The organism is Oceaniovalibus sp. ACAM 378 (assembly GCF_008085915.1).
Classification (GTDB): domain Bacteria; phylum Pseudomonadota; class Alphaproteobacteria; order Rhodobacterales; family Rhodobacteraceae; genus Oceaniglobus.
The window spans coordinates 22,831-38,713 of the sequence record NZ_VSJK01000014.1; the positions used below are offsets into that span (position 1 = coordinate 22,831).

At 60.8% G+C, this 15,883-nt stretch carries 16 protein-coding genes and 1 riboswitch; of the genes, 9 read left to right on the forward strand and 7 right to left on the reverse strand.

Features of this window, described 5'->3' with window-relative positions; all coding sequences use genetic code 11:
• Positions 1–23: 23 nt before the first annotated feature.
• Positions 24–635: a YkoF family thiamine/hydroxymethylpyrimidine-binding protein gene (locus FQ320_RS18005; protein ID WP_148474726.1), complete on the reverse strand. Its 612-nt coding sequence runs from the start codon at positions 633–635 to the stop codon at positions 24–26.
• Positions 626–733, reverse strand: a riboswitch (TPP riboswitch). (Overlaps the previous gene by 10 nt.)
• Positions 734–1,455: 722 nt before the next feature.
• Here FQ320_RS18005 and FQ320_RS18010 point away from each other — a divergent pair.
• The 6 genes from FQ320_RS18010 to FQ320_RS18030 are packed head-to-tail and all read left to right on the forward strand — an operon-like array spanning position 1,456 to position 6,418.
• Entirely contained in the window at positions 1,456–1,908 is a 453-nt protein-coding gene (locus FQ320_RS18010) for a cytochrome c (protein ID WP_148474727.1), read from the forward strand.
• A gap of 11 nt (positions 1,909–1,919) precedes the next feature.
• A complete protein-coding gene (locus FQ320_RS18015; RefSeq protein WP_148474728.1) occupies positions 1,920–3,290 on the forward strand; it encodes a cbb3-type cytochrome c oxidase subunit I in 1,371 nt (456 codons plus the stop codon).
• Between the two features lies 1 nt (position 3,291).
• Positions 3,292–4,089: a CbbQ/NirQ/NorQ/GpvN family protein gene (locus FQ320_RS18020; RefSeq protein WP_148474729.1), complete on the forward strand. Its 798-nt coding sequence runs from the start codon at positions 3,292–3,294 to the stop codon at positions 4,087–4,089.
• Between the two features lie 4 nt (positions 4,090–4,093).
• Positions 4,094–5,992: a nitric oxide reductase activation protein NorD gene (locus tag FQ320_RS18025; RefSeq protein ID WP_148474730.1), complete on the forward strand. Its 1,899-nt coding sequence runs from the start codon at positions 4,094–4,096 to the stop codon at positions 5,990–5,992.
• 1 nt (position 5,993) lies between these two features.
• The gene (locus FQ320_RS25765) at positions 5,994–6,170 is read left to right on the forward strand and encodes a hypothetical protein (protein ID WP_187393956.1); all 177 of its coding nucleotides are present in this window, start codon (positions 5,994–5,996) and stop codon (positions 6,168–6,170) included.
• Positions 6,167–6,418: an NnrT protein gene (locus FQ320_RS18030; RefSeq protein ID WP_148474731.1), complete on the forward strand. Its 252-nt coding sequence runs from the start codon at positions 6,167–6,169 to the stop codon at positions 6,416–6,418. The genes FQ320_RS25765 and FQ320_RS18030 overlap by 4 nt, the downstream gene beginning before the upstream one ends.
• A 336-nt stretch (positions 6,419–6,754) precedes the next feature.
• Here FQ320_RS18030 and hemN read toward each other — a convergent pair whose 3' ends face one another.
• Entirely contained in the window at positions 6,755–8,104 is a 1,350-nt protein-coding gene (hemN, locus tag FQ320_RS18035) for an oxygen-independent coproporphyrinogen III oxidase (protein ID WP_148474732.1), read from the reverse strand.
• A 140-nt stretch (positions 8,105–8,244) separates the two neighbouring features.
• On the opposite strand from hemN, the gene FQ320_RS18040 reads away from it, so the two are divergent.
• Positions 8,245–9,393 (forward strand): cytochrome P450, encoded by a 1,149-nt coding sequence (locus FQ320_RS18040; RefSeq protein ID WP_148474733.1) that lies wholly within the window; start codon positions 8,245–8,247, stop codon positions 9,391–9,393.
• 76 nt (positions 9,394–9,469) lie between these two features.
• On the opposite strand, the gene FQ320_RS18045 is transcribed toward FQ320_RS18040, so the two are convergent.
• From FQ320_RS18045 to FQ320_RS18065, 5 genes are read right to left on the reverse strand one after another with little or no spacing between them, the layout of a single operon-like run.
• Positions 9,470–9,799, reverse strand: coding sequence for an L-rhamnose mutarotase (locus tag FQ320_RS18045; RefSeq protein WP_148474734.1), 330 nt, complete (start codon positions 9,797–9,799; stop codon positions 9,470–9,472).
• On the reverse strand, positions 9,799–10,917 hold the full coding sequence (locus tag FQ320_RS18050) for a mandelate racemase/muconate lactonizing enzyme family protein (RefSeq protein WP_148474735.1): 1,119 nt from the start codon (positions 10,915–10,917) through the stop codon (positions 9,799–9,801). The genes FQ320_RS18045 and FQ320_RS18050 overlap by 1 nt, the downstream gene beginning before the upstream one ends.
• A 20-nt stretch (positions 10,918–10,937) precedes the next feature.
• On the reverse strand, positions 10,938–11,789 hold the full coding sequence (locus tag FQ320_RS18055; protein ID WP_148474736.1) for an amidohydrolase: 852 nt from the start codon (positions 11,787–11,789) through the stop codon (positions 10,938–10,940).
• 14 nt (positions 11,790–11,803) lie between these two features.
• A complete protein-coding gene (locus FQ320_RS18060) occupies positions 11,804–12,796 on the reverse strand; it encodes an aldo/keto reductase (protein ID WP_148474737.1) in 993 nt (330 codons plus the stop codon).
• Positions 12,797–12,833: 37 nt separating this feature from the next.
• The gene (locus tag FQ320_RS18065) at positions 12,834–13,583 is read right to left on the reverse strand and encodes a GntR family transcriptional regulator (protein ID WP_148474738.1); all 750 of its coding nucleotides are present in this window, start codon (positions 13,581–13,583) and stop codon (positions 12,834–12,836) included.
• A 143-nt stretch (positions 13,584–13,726) separates the two neighbouring features.
• On the opposite strand from FQ320_RS18065, the gene FQ320_RS18070 reads away from it, so the two are divergent.
• Positions 13,727–14,752 carry a sugar ABC transporter substrate-binding protein gene (locus tag FQ320_RS18070; RefSeq protein ID WP_148474739.1) on the forward strand — a complete coding sequence of 342 codons (1,026 nt, stop codon included), beginning with the start codon at positions 13,727–13,729 and terminating at the stop codon, positions 14,750–14,752.
• A gap of 177 nt (positions 14,753–14,929) precedes the next feature.
• Positions 14,930–15,883, forward strand: coding sequence for an ABC transporter permease (locus FQ320_RS18075; RefSeq protein ID WP_222861639.1), 954 nt, complete (start codon positions 14,930–14,932; stop codon positions 15,881–15,883).

A 15,883-nucleotide genomic window follows, 5' to 3' on the forward strand; every position in this document is an offset into this window, starting at 1 on the left:
ACAACTCTCGGGTTGGCCGGGGATCAGCGCGCGCTGGGGCTGTTGGCCGAGGCTGTCAGATCGATGGTCACATGCCCCTCAGCAGGGCCAAATCGCAGGAAGGCCTGCCGCACAGTCTCAAACACCGCACCGGCGTCGCCGTGCAGCCGGGTGCAGAAATTCTTGGATTTCAGGAATGTGCCCGAGGATTTGAGAAAGTCGATACAGCCATAGATCTCATCCATATGCCGGTCTTGCCCCATCACATAGAGCGAGAACTGCACTTCGATTTCGACGCCGAGATCGGGTGCCCCGCGCACAGCCTCCAGCGCCTGTTTCTGTCGTGTGGCGAGTGGGGTATCTTGCGCCGTTGCCAGCACGTCGCAGCGACAGGATGGATCATCCGGCTCTCCCGGGCAGCCGCGCGAAAAGGTGACATGCATGGTCACATGCGCCGGGTCCTGCGCCGCGCGGGCGAAAAAGTCGCGGATCGCATCGAACAGCGGCTCGGGCGCGCCGACCATCAGGGTTGATATGTCGTCAGTCTCGATCCTGAGCCGGTCGCGGTAAGGATCAAGCGCCTTCAACCCCGAAAGAATGACCCGGACGAAATCCGATACCATCGGATAAAGTGATACCTGTGCGCCGATAAACATATGTCCCTCGCTCCGCCGGCATTATCCGGATCAGCTGTGAAGGGTTCGCGCCGTTTTGCGCATCTCAGCCCCCGAAAGGAGCACCCCTGGTTGAGTGGGCGGACCTTTGGCCAGAAACCGCAGGCTGTCAAGTGTGCGAAAGGATTCCGAAATAGGTTTTGAATTATCCTTTTGCGGTCGCGGGTTTTAACGGCTGCGTTTCTTCGGTGCGATACGGTCGCGTCCCCGATCTTCCTGGCTATTCACCGGACTTGGCCGTCACCCCGGAAAACCACCCCCCGGTCCGTTTTCTGCCCCTCGCCACCTCACGCACTTGTGGCAAATCACGTCAAAATGCATGGGGTGAGGATCACGGTGTTCCGGGTTCTGGGCTGAATTTGCGCTTCAAAACAGACGGGCTGACGCCGGTTCCCTGCCAAGGCTCCCTCACATCGCACCGCCCGATAAAGCCATCTATGGCGGCCGGCCAAGTCCCCAACGGTTGGCGCAAATTTCTTGAGGTTGATCTACATCAATCGCACTCGCGCCGATACCTGCCATGATTCAGCGCCACACAGGAGAATCTTGGCGTGATGAATGTTGCGAATCAACCCGCTGATCGGAACCGGCTATGAACAGCCCCGGTGATGGAATCTTGTGCAGCATCATTCCAACCCGTCGTTCTGTGTTCGCGTCGAGCCGCAAATTCGGGTGCCGAAGGCAATGCCTGCCAGTTTGAAGATCAACGTTTTTAAAACCCGGCCAACGTAGAATAATTTGAATTTCTACATGTTCTAACTGAGGTGATTATGGATTTGCCCGATATCAAGGAGTGTCTCGCATGGCAGAATTCCTGACCAAGTCACGCGCCCGAAACATCTTTTACGGCGGATCTATCTTCTTTGTCCTCGTTTTCATCGCGTTGACCGTACACAGCCACCGTTATGTGGTGAACGTCTCGACTGCCGGGATGCCGATGAGCGAAGCGGTCGTGCGTGGTAAACATGTATGGGAGCGTAACAGCTGCATCAACTGTCACACGCTGCACGGAGAAGGTGCCTATTTCGCGCCCGAGCTTGGCAACGTGATGACCCGATGGGGCGTTACGGACGACCCGGAAGGCGCATTCGAAATTCTGGGTTCCTGGCTGGAATCACAGCCCAGCGGTCTCGAAGGCCGTCGCCAGATGCCATATTTCGAGCTGTCCGAAGAAGATACGCGCGGGCTGGCTGAATTTCTTCGCTTTGCCGACAAGACCAACAAGCAGGGCTGGCCGCCCACCGATGCCGGCTGAGGGGCAAAGACATGAAATATCAAACACAAAAGATCGCATATGCCTATTTTGCCTGCGCAATGGCGCTTTTCGCGGTGCAGGTTCTGGGCGGGCTGACAATTGGCTGGATTTACGTCCAGCCGAATTTTCTGGCTGAAACGTTCCCGTTCCACATTGTTCGGATGATCCACACCAACTCACTGATTGTGTGGCTGCTGCTGGGCTTTTTCGGTGCCGCCTATTTCATGGTGCCCGAGGAATCCGAGCGCGAGATCTGGTCGCCGAGCCTCGCCTATATTCAATTGACGCTGCTCATGGTTGGCACGCTGAGTGCCGTTGCAGGTTACCTTGTCGGCATCCACGAAGGCCGCGAATTCCTCGAACAGCCGCTCTGGGTAAAATACGCAATTCTCGTTGCGGCGCTGATTTTCCTGCTCAACATCTCGATGACGGTGCTGGCCGGACGCAAGACGGCGATCACCGGCGTCTTGCTGACGGGCCTGTGGTTGCTGTCGTTGCTTTGGGTCTTTGCCATCATCAACCCCGACAACCTTAGTCTGGACAAGCTGTATTGGTGGTTTGTCGTGCATCTGTGGGTCGAGGCAACCTGGGAACTGGTCATGGCCGCGATCCTGGCCTTCCTGTTGCTGAAGCTGACAGGTGTCGATCGGGAAGTGATCGAAAAATGGCTTTATGTGATCGTCGCCACGGCGCTGTTCACCGGCATCCTTGGCACCGGACACCATTACTATTGGATCGGGTTGCCGGGCTATTGGCAGTGGATCGGCACCATCTTTGGCACGCTGGAAATCGTGCCCTTCTTCCTCATGATGTCTTTCGCTTTCATCATGGTCTGGAAGGGGCGGCGTAACCATCCCAACAAGGCGGCATTGCTGTGGGCCTTGGGATCGGCCACCATCGCGTTCTTTGGCGCGGGCGTCTGGGGCGTTCTGCACAACATGCACGGCGTCAATTTCTACAGTCACGGCACACAGATCACGGCGGCACACGGCCACCTTGCGTTTTACGGTGCCTATGTTGCCATGAACCTTGCCATAATCACCTATGCGATGCCGCTTCTGAAGGGCCGAGAGCCTTACAACCAAGTGCTCAACATGGGATCGTTCTGGTTGATGACAGGCGGCATGGCCTTCATGACCTTCACGCTTACCTTTGCCGGCGTGATCCAGACACATATGCAGCGTGTCCTTGGATATTACTACATGGAGGTTCAGGACGAACTGGCGCTGTTCTATGTCATGCGCTTCGTTGCTGGTTCGGCGGTGGTCGCAGGGGCGCTGCTGTTCATCTATTCAACCTTTGTCGTGCGGCGGCGCGAAATCGTAAAGGCGGGACCGGCCAATCCGGCACCGACCGAATCCCACAGGGTGCCGGGAGAGTGAGATGAATGCACATATCCAGCCGCCCGGTGTTCCTTACTATGTGCAAACCGGAAACGAATGTGCGCTTTTCGATGCGGCGCTTGAAAACCATCTGCCCCTTCTGCTGAAGGGGCCGACCGGCTGTGGCAAAACGCGGTTCATTGAACACATGGCGGCGCGGTCGGGGCGAAGGCTTTATACCGTTGCCTGCCATGACGATCTGTCCGCGGCGGACCTGATCGGGCGCTATCTGCTACGGGGTGGCGAAACCGAATGGGTCGATGGTCCGCTGACCCGTGCCGTGCGTGAGGGCGCGATCTGTTATCTCGACGAAGTGGTCGAGGCGCGCAAGGATGTCACCGTGGTGTTGCACCCGTTGACCGACAATCGCCGCACCCTGATGATCGATCGCACCGGCGAGGAACTGGTGGCGCCGCCCGGTTTCATGCTGATCGCCAGCTACAATCCCGGCTATCAGAACGTGCTGAAGCGGATGAAGCCGTCGACCCGCCAGCGATTCCTTGCGATCACCTTTGGATTTCCCGATCCGGATACCGAAATCGCTGTTGTCGCACAGGAAAGCGGGCTGGATGTGGGCCGGGTGGCGCCTTTGGTTCGATTGGGGGGCCATATCCGCAATCTCTCCGGCATGGATCTGGAGGAGGGCGTATCAACCCGGCTGCTGATCTATGCGGCCACGTTGATGGCGGGCGGTATGGGTGTGGAAAAAGCGCTTGAGGCGGCGGTGATCGAACCGCTGAGCGATGACGCCGACGTGCAGACTGCGCTGCGCGATCTGGTCACGACGATCTACGGCTGACCTCATGGCACTGCGTCCCCTCGACCTGATGGACCCGGAAGAGGCAGTCGGCAACATTTGGCACGACTATGCGGTCGGGATCGGCGCCGTGTCTTCCCACCCGGATGAGGCTGCAGATCTTGCCACACTGCGCCGCAGCTTGACGATGATGTTCCGCGCTCTGGGTGGTGAGCCTCAGGTGGAATTCAGCGAAGCACCCGCGGTCGTCACCCGCCACAGACGGCCCCATATCCGCAAGCTGGCGACAGAGCGCGACAAGCTGTGTCTGCCGGTCTTCGACGGCGAACGCCTGCGTCTGCCACCGGTGATTGATGTGTTTCCCGATCATGCGCTCAACCGGGCCGCTTATTTCTGGCTGACCGGAATGGCCGCCCTTTACGACCCCGCCGCACCTGACCGCGGGGCGCTGAAAGGCGCGGCTCATGATCTCTGGACGATCCGGACCAACGCCGTCGCCGCGCAGCAGGTTCATGGCCAATGTCCGGGGCTGCGCAAAAGCTATGCCGCGATGGTGGCGCATACCCTCGCCACACGGCCACACACCCGGTTGCCTGTCGCCGAGATGACGGTAGAGGTCGCCTTGCGAACAGCGCTTGACGGTGGTGCCTTGCCCAATGTGGACGATGCCGATCATTCCCGTGGTCACATGACCTTTGCGCCGGTCCCGTTCTGGCTGGATTTTCGGCGCCCCGAGACGGGGGATGCGGTGGATGATCCGCAGGAGGATATCGCCGACATGCCCGCCGCTGCGGCCACATCAACGCGCAAGATGGGGTTCCGCAAAGAACAGGATCAGGCCAACCGCACCGACAGTTTCATCCTGCACCGGTTCGAGTCGATCCTGTCATGGGTCGAATCCATGAACCTCAATCGTTCGATTCACGACGATGACGAAGAAAACGCGCAAAAGGCGGCCGAGGATCAGGACAACATTACGCTGTCCAAGAACAACCGCCGCGCCGCGACACGGCTGCGGCTCCATCTCGATCTGTCCCCGGCTGACGCGGATCACGAACGCCTTGCGGGCAAATTTACCTATCCAGAGTGGAACCACCGTTCACGCAGTTATATGGCGGATCACTGCCGGGTTCTGGAGGTCGATGCTGAACCTGATCCCGCAGGCGCATTTGTGCCCGACCGAAAACGCATGGAGGCCGTGCGCCGCCAGTTCGAGGTGCTGCGGCCCCGGCGCATCCTGCAACCACGCCAGATCGACGGCAACGAACTTGACCTTGATGCGGCCATTGCGGCGCATATCGACCTGAAGGCGTCGGGCCGCTGTGACGACCGGGTCTTTCAATCGTCGCGTCAGACCCAGCGGGATCTGACGGTGGCCTTCCTGATCGACACGTCACGTTCAACCGAATCCGCCGTGGGTGATACCTGCGTGATCGACGTGGCGCGCGATGCGCTGGCCGCGCTTGCGGGGGGCATTGATGCGGCGGGTGATCGGCTGGGCATCTGGGGGTTCTCGTCGCTCAAGCGGGACAGGGTTTTTTTGACGCGCTGTAAAAGGTTCGACCAGGATATGAGCGCCACCGTCACCGACAACATTTGCGCGTTGAAGCCGGGGCATTACACCCGGCTGGGTGCAGCGATCCGGCACGTCAGCGCGCAACTGGCCGAGGAAACGGCGGCTCGCAAGCTGCTGATCGTGCTGACCGACGGCAAGCCAAACGATCTGGACCACTATGAGGGCCAGCACGGGATCGAGGACAGCCATATGGCTGTGGCCGAAGCACGGCGTATCGGTCAGACAGTCCACGGGATCATCATCGACGAAGACGGACAGGACTGGTTCGCCCGGATCTTTGGGCGCGGCGGGTTTCACCTGCTGCCCCGACCAGATCGGTTGACCCGCGTACTGCCCGAGATTTACCGCACCCTTACACAGGAGAGTTGACATGCTCAGAGCGACAATTGCCGTTGCGACGTTGTTTCCCGCTTTGGCGCAGGCAGAAGCTTTCACCCGACCAATTCCGCAGCCACAATCGGCGACGGCGGAATGGTGGTTTCTTGGGGCATCGATCGCATTTCTCGTCGCGCTGCTGGCGGTTCATCTGCTGGTCCGACGGCGATGAAAAGCGCGCCCTGGGGTGTCGGGCGGATCACGCTGCTCCTCTATCCTTTCGGGGCAGGGGCGGTGGCAATCAATCTCTTCATGGCAGGCCTGATCGGTCCATGGTTCGGTCTGCCTGTTCTGTCCCCTGAACGCGCGCTCTGGGGCGGCGCAGTGCTGGGCGTCCCGGTAACCTGGCTGTTCGCGCGGCATATCCGAACGCTTATGGATAAAGCTGACGCAGGACCTGAAAGTGCGCGGACCGAATAGACCGGGAGTCGTCAGGCTTCCCGATCTGGTATTTGATGCCAATTCGAACTGATGCGGTCTTGTCACGGGTTCAGGTTGTGTATCGCACTGGATCAGAGCCGCGCAGCAATGAACTTTTGAACTGCAGTGTCGCCCAAATGGCCGATTGAAGCCCACAACGGGCACGATCACCGACAGGACGGATGACCTGACAAAAACCTGCCAGCACATCCTGCTTGCTTCGTGATTGACGTCTCACTTGCATCTGACCGCTCCAAGAGTTCTCGGTTGGCAAAATCGCAATGGTGGGCCCCATTTAGGCCGCACAGGTCGCGCGACAGCGAGAAAAAACACGCCTCACACAGTGGCAGAATGGCGCGCCGCGCTTTCGGGCAGCCATGCATCAAAGGCCGCGGCGGCGACCCGCACAAGGGGGCGGCCCCGCTCTGTCATCCGCACGGTTCCGCCCGACAGGGTCAGCATACCGTCGGCCTCCATCTCGGCCAGCGCGGCAAAGGCCGGAGCGGCCCACCGATCGGCGGCCCCATGGGCGCGGCCGATCGCGGCGGCGTCCACCTGACCGTCGCACATCAGCCGCTCGATAACCTCGCCGCGCAGCCGGTCGTCACCGCTCAGCGCGAGCCCTTTGGCAACCGGAAGCCGGCCTTCGCCAATCGCGCGACCCCATGCCCCGGTTTCCGTGATGTTCTGCACATAGCCGGACGGCATGCGCCCGATCGACGTTACCCCCATGCCGATCAGCGTCGTGGCCCGGTCCGTGGTGTAGCCTTGGAAATTGCGCCGCAGAGTCCCCAGCCGCGCCGCCACCGCCAGCCCGTCATCGGCAAGCGCGAAATGGTCAAGCCCGATGGCGACATAGCCCTGCGCGATCAACGCCTCCGCCGCGGCACTGGCCTGTGCCGCGCGTTCGGCGGGGCCGGGCAGAACCGTTTCATTGATCATGCGCTGATTTTTCGCCATCCATGGCACATGGGCGTATCCGAACAGCGCCACGCGATCCGGGCGCATTTCGGCGCAAAGCCGCACCGTTTCCACCAGACTGGCAACCGTCTGATGCGGCAGGCCATAAATCAGGTCAAAGTTGATGCCCGAAACCCCCGCGCCGCGAAGTTGATCGACCGAAGTGCGCACCATGTCGGGCGGCTGCACGCGGTTGATTGCCTTTTGGACCACGGGATCGAACTCCTGCACGCCGAAACTGGCGCGGGTAAAGCCCAGCGTGCCAATCCGTGCAGCCATCTTTGCGGTCAGTGTGCGCGGATCGCTTTCGATGGCAATTTCCGCATCGGATGCGAAATCCCAGCGCGCCCGCACCGCGTCCATCACCCGGGCCAGATCGTCTGGCTCCAGCGCCGTGGGCGTCCCGCCGCCCCAGTGCAGATGCGATATCGTCATCCGCCCCGGCAGCGCCTCGGCAGTCAGCGCAACTTCGCGTTCCAGAACATCGGCATATTCGCCCACGGGTTCGTATCGCGCAGCCAATTTCATGTTGCAGCCGCAATACCAGCACATCTTGCGGCAGAACGGGACGTGCAGATACAGCGAGATCGATTCAGCAGGGTTCAGCGCCGTCAGCCAGTCACGATAGACCGTCTCGGAAAAATCTTTCTGGAAATGCGGTGCGGTCGGATAACTGGTATAGCGCGGCGTGGCGCGGCTGGCATAGCGGGCAAATACGGGGTCCATCGGTCGGCCTTTCGGATCTGGAGCGCCCGAGACATACACCCTTTGATCCAATCCATATTTGACGCAGCGCAAAGTCCGCCGCAGCACAATGTTTTAGTCTGTCCCCGATTACGGATCATCCGCAAATTGGAATACGAGCCATGACCGAGACGCCAAGCCCCGATTGGGACCCCCGCACGCCCGAGGTCCAGTCGGATCAGCGCGCAACCTATGACAGAATGCGCGAAACCTGCCCTGTGGCGTTCAGCGATTATATGCAGCGGTCGCTGTTCCGGCACGCCGATGTGAAACGTGCCGTGCTGGATCACGACACCTTCAGCAATGTGGTTTCGACCCATCTGACGGTTCCGAACGGGATGGATCCGCCGGAACACACCCTATGGCGCCCGATCGTCGAGAAATACTTTTCGCAAGACCGTGTAGATGCCTTTGAGCCCCTGTGCCGCGCCATCGTCGCCGATCTGATCGCGACAACCGACGGCACGACCGAGTTCATGGACCAAGTCGCGCATCCTTTTGCCGTCCGCGCCCAATGTGCCTTTCTGGGCTGGCCTGTTGAGCTTTCGGACCGGCTGCGCGATTGGGTTCTGCGCAATCATCAGGCAACGCTCGCCCGTGATCATGCCGCGATGACGGCCATCGCCGGGGAATTCCGCACACTGATCCGCGACACCATCGCTGAACGGATTGCCGATGGCGCCACGCCCGAAACCGATGTCGCCGTGGCGCTGACCCACGAGCGGGTGGACGGCCGCCCGGTGAATGAGGAGGAAATCGTCAGCATCCTGCGCAACTGGACTGTGGGCGAGATCGGCACGATTGCAGCATCGCTGGGGATCATTGCCGAATTCCTGTCGCGCCACCGCGACGTCCAAGACCAGTTGCGCGCCGATCCCGCGCAGGCCGGGGCGGCGGCTGACGAAATCCTGCGCCTGCATGGTCCACTGGTGACCAACCGTCGCATAACCACATGCCCGGTCGACATCGCCGACCGCCGCCTTGCCAGCGGCGCGCGGGTTACTGTCAACTGGATGGCGGCAAACCGCGACCCAAGGGTATTTGACGACCCGGGGGCATTCCGCCTTGACCGAAAACAGGGCGACAACCTGCTGTATGGCGCGGGAATTCACGTCTGCCCCGGCGCATTTCTGGCGCGGATGGAATTGCGCGTGTTTCTGGAGGAGTTGCTGTCACAGACATCCCTTGTCGCGCCTGACCCCGCCAATCCCAGCGCACCCGCCGCTTATCCCGCCAGCGGCTTCAGCCAACTGCATCTGCGCCTTACCTGACCGCGACGCAGCACATCAAAGCCGTGGGGCGGCGGTCTCAATGTCAGGGCTTTTGCGAGCAGCGGAAAGGCGTGCGTTATTGGTGAAAGAATACCTCTTGCATCGGGGCCCACCATTCGCCCTTCGGGACGCTGTCAAGCTGGCGCTGGCAGGGGCTGCACAGCGCCCACCAATCCTGTGTCACTGGATCCGCCGCCATTTTCGCCGCATCCGCGGCCCAGTCATCGCCATGGTATTCAAGATGGGAAAACAGCAAATTCTCGGGTTCGCGCAGATAGATGACATAGTTTCGGATGTTGCATTCCGTGATCTTTTCCAGAACGCCGGGCCAGGCTTCTGCGTGCAGTCGTTTGTATTCGCCTATCTTTTCGGGGCGTATGCCGATCACCCCTCCCATCCTGATCATTACGCGTCCTTCCGTATCTCGACATTGAATTCCGCAATCGCCCGCGCCTTCAGCGCGTCCCAATCCCAGTCGATGCCGATGCCGGGCGTTTCCGGTGCGCGAGCCATGCCGTTTTCGATGTGCAGACCGCTTGCGGTGATCTCATCCAATTGCGGAATGTACTCTACATAGCGGCCATTCTGCACGGCGCAGACAAGGCTGACATGCAGTTCCATCAGGAAATGCGGACAAATCGGCAGATCGAAGCATTCCGCCATATGCGCCACCTTCAGCCAGGGGGTGATGCCGCCGATCCGGCCCGCATCGACCTGAATGATCGACGCCGCCCCGCGCGAGATATATTCGGCGAAGTGGCGCACCGAATAGAGGCTTTCGCCCACCGCCACGGGCATGGAGGCGGCGCGTGCCAGATCGACGTGGCCGGTGATGTCATCGGCGGGCAGGGGTTCTTCGATCCAGGCCAGATCGAACGGGCGCAGCGCCTCGGCGCGACGGCGCGCGGTGTCGCGGGAAAACCCTTGGTTGGCATCGGTCATGATCTCGTATTCTGCGCCCAATGCGTCGCGCAGCGCACCGATCCGTGCCGCATCCTCGCCCGGGGTCGGTTTGCCGATCTTCACCTTTGACCCGGTGAACCCCTTTTCGCGCGCCGCCAGTGCATCCTCGATCAAGGCTTCGGGCGCAATGTGGAGCCAGCCACCTTCGGTTGTGTAACAGGGCGCCGCCGGGCGCGCGCCGCCGGCCATTCGCCACAGAGGCAGGCCCGCCTTGCGGCAACGCAGATCCCACAGCGCCGTGTCGATGGCGGCCAGCGCGATCGACGTGATCGCGCCGATGGTGGTGGCATGGGTGGCGAACTCCAGGTCGTGCCAGATCGCTTCGACCTCGGTGGCGTCGCGCCCGATCAGACGGGGGCAAAGATGATCGGCAAGCATCCGCATGACCGAGGACCCGCCGGAGCCGATGGTATAGGAATAGCCGGTGCCGGTCGCGCCATCCGCGTCGGTGATCGTCACCATCGGGGTTTCCTGGCTTACAAAGCTTTGGATCGCGTCGGTGCGTTTCACCTTGGGCACGAGATCGACCATGGAAAGCTGAATGCGTTCAATTAGGGCCATGTGGGGAGTCCTTTCGCCACTCAGGCGGAGAGATTATAAAAGGCGCGGGCATTGGCATGACCGATCCGGGCGCGCTCATCCGCAGACAGGGGTGCCAGAAATTGCGCGGAAAGATCGATCCAGCCTGGAAGGCCCACACCAAGGTCGACGACCGGCCAATCTCCGCCCCAGATCAGCCGCGCTGGGCCAAACAGCTCCAACACGGCATTCGCCACAGCCGCCACCGGATCGTGCGGGCCTGCATCAGCGGGCACATAGGCGGTCATTCCGGAAAATTTCACCTGCAGGTTGGGCAATGCGGCCAGCCGTCCCATACGCGCACGCCAAGCGTCGAATTCACCTGCTTGCATATCGTTGGTGCCACAGTGATCGAGGATAAAGTTCACCTCGGGGCAGGCCCGCACCAGATCGGCAGCAATGTCGAGTTGGCGGGTGGCAAAACACAGATCGACGGGCCAACCGGCGGCACCGATCCGGCGCATGTTGCGCCGATAATTCGCGTCTGTGCTGGTGTCATCGGGCATCCTGTGCAGGATGCGCCGCAATCCGACAACGCCCAGATCGCGGCATTCCTCAAGCCAGGCTTCAAAGCCATCATCGATCTCGGGGTGGCAGGCCGCAATCTGGCCCAGCAGCACCGGCCCGTCGCCCGCCTGTCCGATCATTCCGGCGACCAGACGCGCCTCGCGTTGATAATCGGCTGCGTCCACGCCGGTTTCCATGAAAATGGTGCCCACCACCCCGCGCCCTTGCACAAGCGCGGCGTAATCGGTCGGGGTGAAATTTCCGGCCAGCGCCGGTATGTCTTTGGTCCAGCCATAGCCAAGCTTGTCGCGCAGGATCAGGTGTTGGTGCGTGTCGATCAAATCCATGAACGGGGTTCCTTTCAAGGGTGCAGGGCCAGTTCGTCCATCTCGGGCCAGATTGCGTCGGGAACCGGGTTGGCGAAGGCATCGAAGTTGCGCGTCAGGCTTGATGGTTTCGCCGAGCCGATCAGAACGCTTGCCACCACTGGATTGAGCAGCGGGAAATGCAGCGCCGCATTGGCCAATGTCACACCGTGCTGCTTGGCCACAGCCTCCATCCTTGCGACCCTGTCCATGATGTCGGGCGAGGCTTCGGTATAGTCGAAGGTCGCACCGGGGCGAGCGCCTGTCGCCATGATTCCGGAATTGAACACACCGCCCACGATCATCATCGTGCCGCTGTCCTCGCAGATCCTCATCAGCTTTCCGGTCGCGGTGCGGTCAAGGAGGGAATAGCGGCCCGCCATCAACAGGCAGTCAAGACGCACCCGCTCCATCGCGTTGATACAGGCCGATACTTCGTTCACGCCAAGGCCAAAGGCCGAGATCTTTCCACCCGCCTTCAACTCTTCGAGCGCCCGAATGCCGCTGGTGGCGAAAGTGTCCAAGTGGGCGCGGTACTCGTCCTCTGTGGCGAAAGAGCCGCTTTCAAGGTCGTGAACATAGAGAATATCGATCGAGGAAAGCCCAAGACGCGCAAGGCTGTCCTCGTGGCTGCGCATGATCCCGTCGTAGCTGTAGTCATAGTTGATCGAAAACGGCAAAGCCTCGACATAGCCGGTGCCAGTCGGCGGGCCATCGGGCGAGGCGCGCAAGATCCGGCCCACCTTGGACGAGAGCACGAATTCGCCGCGCGGTTTGCCTTGCAGGAAATCGCCCGTGCGTCGCTCGGACAGGCCGTGGCCATAAAACGGTGCCGTGTCGAAATACCGGACGCCCGCATCCCATGCAGTGGCAAGGGTGGCGATTGCATCTTCGCGGGCCACCGGACGGTAAAGGTTGCCGATCCCGGCCCCGCCAAACGACAATTCTGTCAGCTCAAGCCCGGTATCGCCCAGTTTTCTACGTTTCATCGGAAATCCTTTTTGTGTTGAATTCGGCAGGCTGGCCTTAAAAGGGCATCAGTCTGCGCTGTTCTTTCGGGATCCCGTCAAGGATCACGAATACCATATCGAGATGCGCGGCCAGCGCCGCCTCGGCTGCCGCGCTATCGCCACGTTCCAGCGCGTCAATCACCATCGAATGTTCGGCCAAAACATCCGCAAGTCGATCCATTTGCGCCCAATAGCGGTGAAACCGGGTCATCGAGGTTTTTGCCGTCTCTATCGCCGGCCAGACACCTTCGCGCTGCGAAAGCCCGGCTAGAGTGCGGTGAAATACATGGTCTTCTTCAAGAAAGGCGTCGGCATCGCGTTCGAGAAGCAGCCGTTCCTGCTTCGCAAGGAGGGCGCGCATGGTCTCCCCCATCGCAGGGGTCCAGATCGCTGCGGTTTCGCGCAGCAGCGCAAGCTCAAGGGTTCGGCGCACGAAATGGCTGTCGTGCAACTGTTCAAGGTGCAGAGGGGCGACAAAACTGCCGCGTTGGGGCGAAACCTCGACCAGACCCTCCTCGGCCAGACGCTGGATCGCGCTGCGCACCGGGCTGCGCGATACCGAGAATTGTCGGCAGACCGAGTTTTCGCTGATCGGGGCCCCGGGCGCGAGTTGCACGTCGATAATCGCGCAACGCAAGGCGCGGTGCACCCGGTCGGTGACCGAAAACTGACTGTTCGAATCAAGAACAAGCGAATCGAGCCCCGGGGGCACGAAACCAACCGCCCTATCAAGGCCATGGTCGGGCGGGTGAGATTTATCGCTCATCAATTCCCCCTGCAAACACCTTCACACACTGCTTGCCGTGTGGATACTTGTATACTAGTCTTTTCGTAACGATTGCAAGTTGGCTGCTTGGAGGCTTTGATCAGCCGACGGAATATCGGAAAAAACAAAGTGGGAGGAACACAATGACACGACATATTCAGGCCATCGCCATGGCCGCCGTACTTGGAACCAGCGCAATCAGCGCCGCGCAGGCCGCAGAAGACAGCCTGTTTGCGTTGATTCCGGGCGGACCGCACCCTTATTTCAGTGCGTGGGAACAGGCCGGTGCCGATGCCGCACGTGATTTCGGTCTTGCCGGTGCCGAGTATAAAGTGCCGCAGAAATGGGAGCTGGCGCAGCAGAATCAGCTTTTGGAAAGCCTGCTGAGCCAAGGGTACAACGGCTTTCTCATCTTCCCGGGCGATCCGGTCGGCGCTGTCTCGACGGCCGAAGAACTGAGCAGTTACGGAGCACAGATCATCGCAGGTGCGGGGTGCTACAAGGATCCGTCGCCCGCCGCTTTCTGCCTTGGTACGGATACCGGCAATTCGGCTTATATCGGCACCAAAGAGCTGATCAAGGCCATGGGTGACGGCGAAAAGCGGATCGCGCATTTCACCGGCTTCCTTGTCGACCCCAACACCCAGCTTCGGATCGATGCGGTGCAACGCGCCGCCGACGAAGAAGGCGCAACCGTCGTGCAGGTGATCGCCGACATCGACGCTCCCGAGCCGGCTGAAGAAAAGATCAACGCCTATCTCGCCGCCCATGCCGACGAAGTGGACGGGATCGTCACCACCGCCTGGGTGCCTGCGGTCGTGGCCGCCAATGCCCTGCGCAAGATGGGCGACAGCGGCATCAAAATGGTCGGCATCGACCATGACGAGGTACTGATTCAGGCGATCAAAGACGGGATTGTTGATGGCACGATGCTGCAGAACCCCTATGGCCAAGGCTATATCGGGTCCTTCGCCCTGGATCGCCTGCGCTCGGGCTGCACAGTGAAAGAGGACGCGCCGTTCGGCTCGAACGCGCTGACCGACAAGTTCATCGATTCCGGCACCTCCTATGTGGATGCCAGCAACGCCGACAGCTATCTCGAAGCCATGCGCGCCGAGACTGAAAAGCTGCTGGCCGATTTCGAGAGCACTTACCTCAGCTGCAGCTGACCGCGCGCCCGCCTGTTATGGGCGGGCGATGTCTGATCGGGTCCGGAGGCACCACCTGCCTCCGGCAACCCACCCCAACCTGACCTGCGCTTTTGAAAGATTCGTTATTTCATGACTATTCAGGACATCAACTCCCCGCCCGGAGCCACAGGCGGCCTTTCGAGAACCCGATTCTTTTTGTCCAACGAATTTGGGCTGATCCTGCTGATCATCGTGTTCGCGGTGATCTTCGGGCTGTCGGCGCGTGGGTTCCTTTCGCCATTCAACCTGTTCACGCTCGGGCGCAATTCGGCGATCAACATCATGATCGGCTTGTCGATGATGACGGTGATCGTCACCGGCGGATTGAACCTTGCGGTTGGTGCAATGGGGGTGTCGGCTGCGATGGTCTGTGGCTGGCTGATCGAAGGGCTTGGCGTGCCATGGCCGCTGGCGATCCTCGGCGGGCTGGCCTTTGGAGCCGCGCTCGGGTTCATCAACGGCTGGATGGTGGTGCGCACCGGGCTGCACAGCTTTATCATCACACTGGCGACGATGAGCATCTTTTTCGGCGCAATGATCTTTCTGACCCGCGCCGAGGCGTTTCGCGACCTTCCCGCCGCTTTTTCGGCGTTCGGGAAGATGAAATTCGCAAACTACCTGTCGCCGCTGTTGCTGGTCACTCTGGCGGTCGCGGTGGCGCTGGCCTGGCTTTATCGCGCCACCCTTACGGGACGCGAGATGCTGGCCGCTGGTGCCAGCCCTGCCGCAGCCGAGCTTTCGGGCATCCGCGTCGATCGCATGGTGATCCTGTGCCATATGCTCTCGGGGGGGCTGGCCGGGTTGGCCGCGCTGATGCTGGTGGCCCGCAATGGTGCCGCGATCCCGTCAATGGCCGGACAACTGGGACAGGATTGGCTTTTGCCGGCGTTCCTTGGGCCGGTTCTGGGCGGAACGCTGTTGCAGGGCGGCAAGGTTTCGGTGCTGGGCACCGTACTGGGCGCGTTTCTGGTCACCATGCTGTCGAGCGGGCTTTTGATGCTTCAGGTCGGAGCCTTCTGGGTTCAGACGTTCCTTGGGCTGATGCTATTGGTCGCCGTCCTTCTGGACAAGGCGCGCCGCTCCTATCTTGCCCGCCGCAACCTCGCGTGA

Excerpts from the sequence above, each read along its gene's own strand:
- FQ320_RS18005 (WP_148474726.1), bottom strand. The coding sequence starts at position 635 with ATGTTTATCGGCGCACAGGTATCACTTTATCCGATGGTATCGGATTTC.
- FQ320_RS18010 (WP_148474727.1), top strand. The coding sequence starts at position 1,456 with ATGGCAGAATTCCTGACCAAGTCACGCGCCCGAAACATCTTTTACGGC.
- FQ320_RS18015 (WP_148474728.1), top strand. The coding sequence starts at position 1,920 with ATGAAATATCAAACACAAAAGATCGCATATGCCTATTTTGCCTGCGCA.
- FQ320_RS18020 (WP_148474729.1), top strand. The coding sequence starts at position 3,292 with ATGAATGCACATATCCAGCCGCCCGGTGTTCCTTACTATGTGCAAACC.
- FQ320_RS18025 (WP_148474730.1), top strand. The coding sequence starts at position 4,094 with ATGGCACTGCGTCCCCTCGACCTGATGGACCCGGAAGAGGCAGTCGGC.
- FQ320_RS25765 (WP_187393956.1), top strand. The coding sequence starts at position 5,994 with ATGCTCAGAGCGACAATTGCCGTTGCGACGTTGTTTCCCGCTTTGGCG.
- FQ320_RS18030 (WP_148474731.1), top strand. The coding sequence starts at position 6,167 with ATGAAAAGCGCGCCCTGGGGTGTCGGGCGGATCACGCTGCTCCTCTAT.
- hemN (WP_148474732.1), bottom strand. The coding sequence starts at position 8,104 with ATGGACCCCGTATTTGCCCGCTATGCCAGCCGCGCCACGCCGCGCTAT.
- FQ320_RS18040 (WP_148474733.1), top strand. The coding sequence starts at position 8,245 with ATGACCGAGACGCCAAGCCCCGATTGGGACCCCCGCACGCCCGAGGTC.
- FQ320_RS18045 (WP_148474734.1), bottom strand. The coding sequence starts at position 9,799 with ATGATCAGGATGGGAGGGGTGATCGGCATACGCCCCGAAAAGATAGGC.
- FQ320_RS18050 (WP_148474735.1), bottom strand. The coding sequence starts at position 10,917 with ATGGCCCTAATTGAACGCATTCAGCTTTCCATGGTCGATCTCGTGCCC.
- FQ320_RS18055 (WP_148474736.1), bottom strand. The coding sequence starts at position 11,789 with ATGGATTTGATCGACACGCACCAACACCTGATCCTGCGCGACAAGCTT.
- FQ320_RS18060 (WP_148474737.1), bottom strand. The coding sequence starts at position 12,796 with ATGAAACGTAGAAAACTGGGCGATACCGGGCTTGAGCTGACAGAATTG.
- FQ320_RS18065 (WP_148474738.1), bottom strand. The coding sequence starts at position 13,583 with ATGAGCGATAAATCTCACCCGCCCGACCATGGCCTTGATAGGGCGGTT.
- FQ320_RS18070 (WP_148474739.1), top strand. The coding sequence starts at position 13,727 with ATGACACGACATATTCAGGCCATCGCCATGGCCGCCGTACTTGGAACC.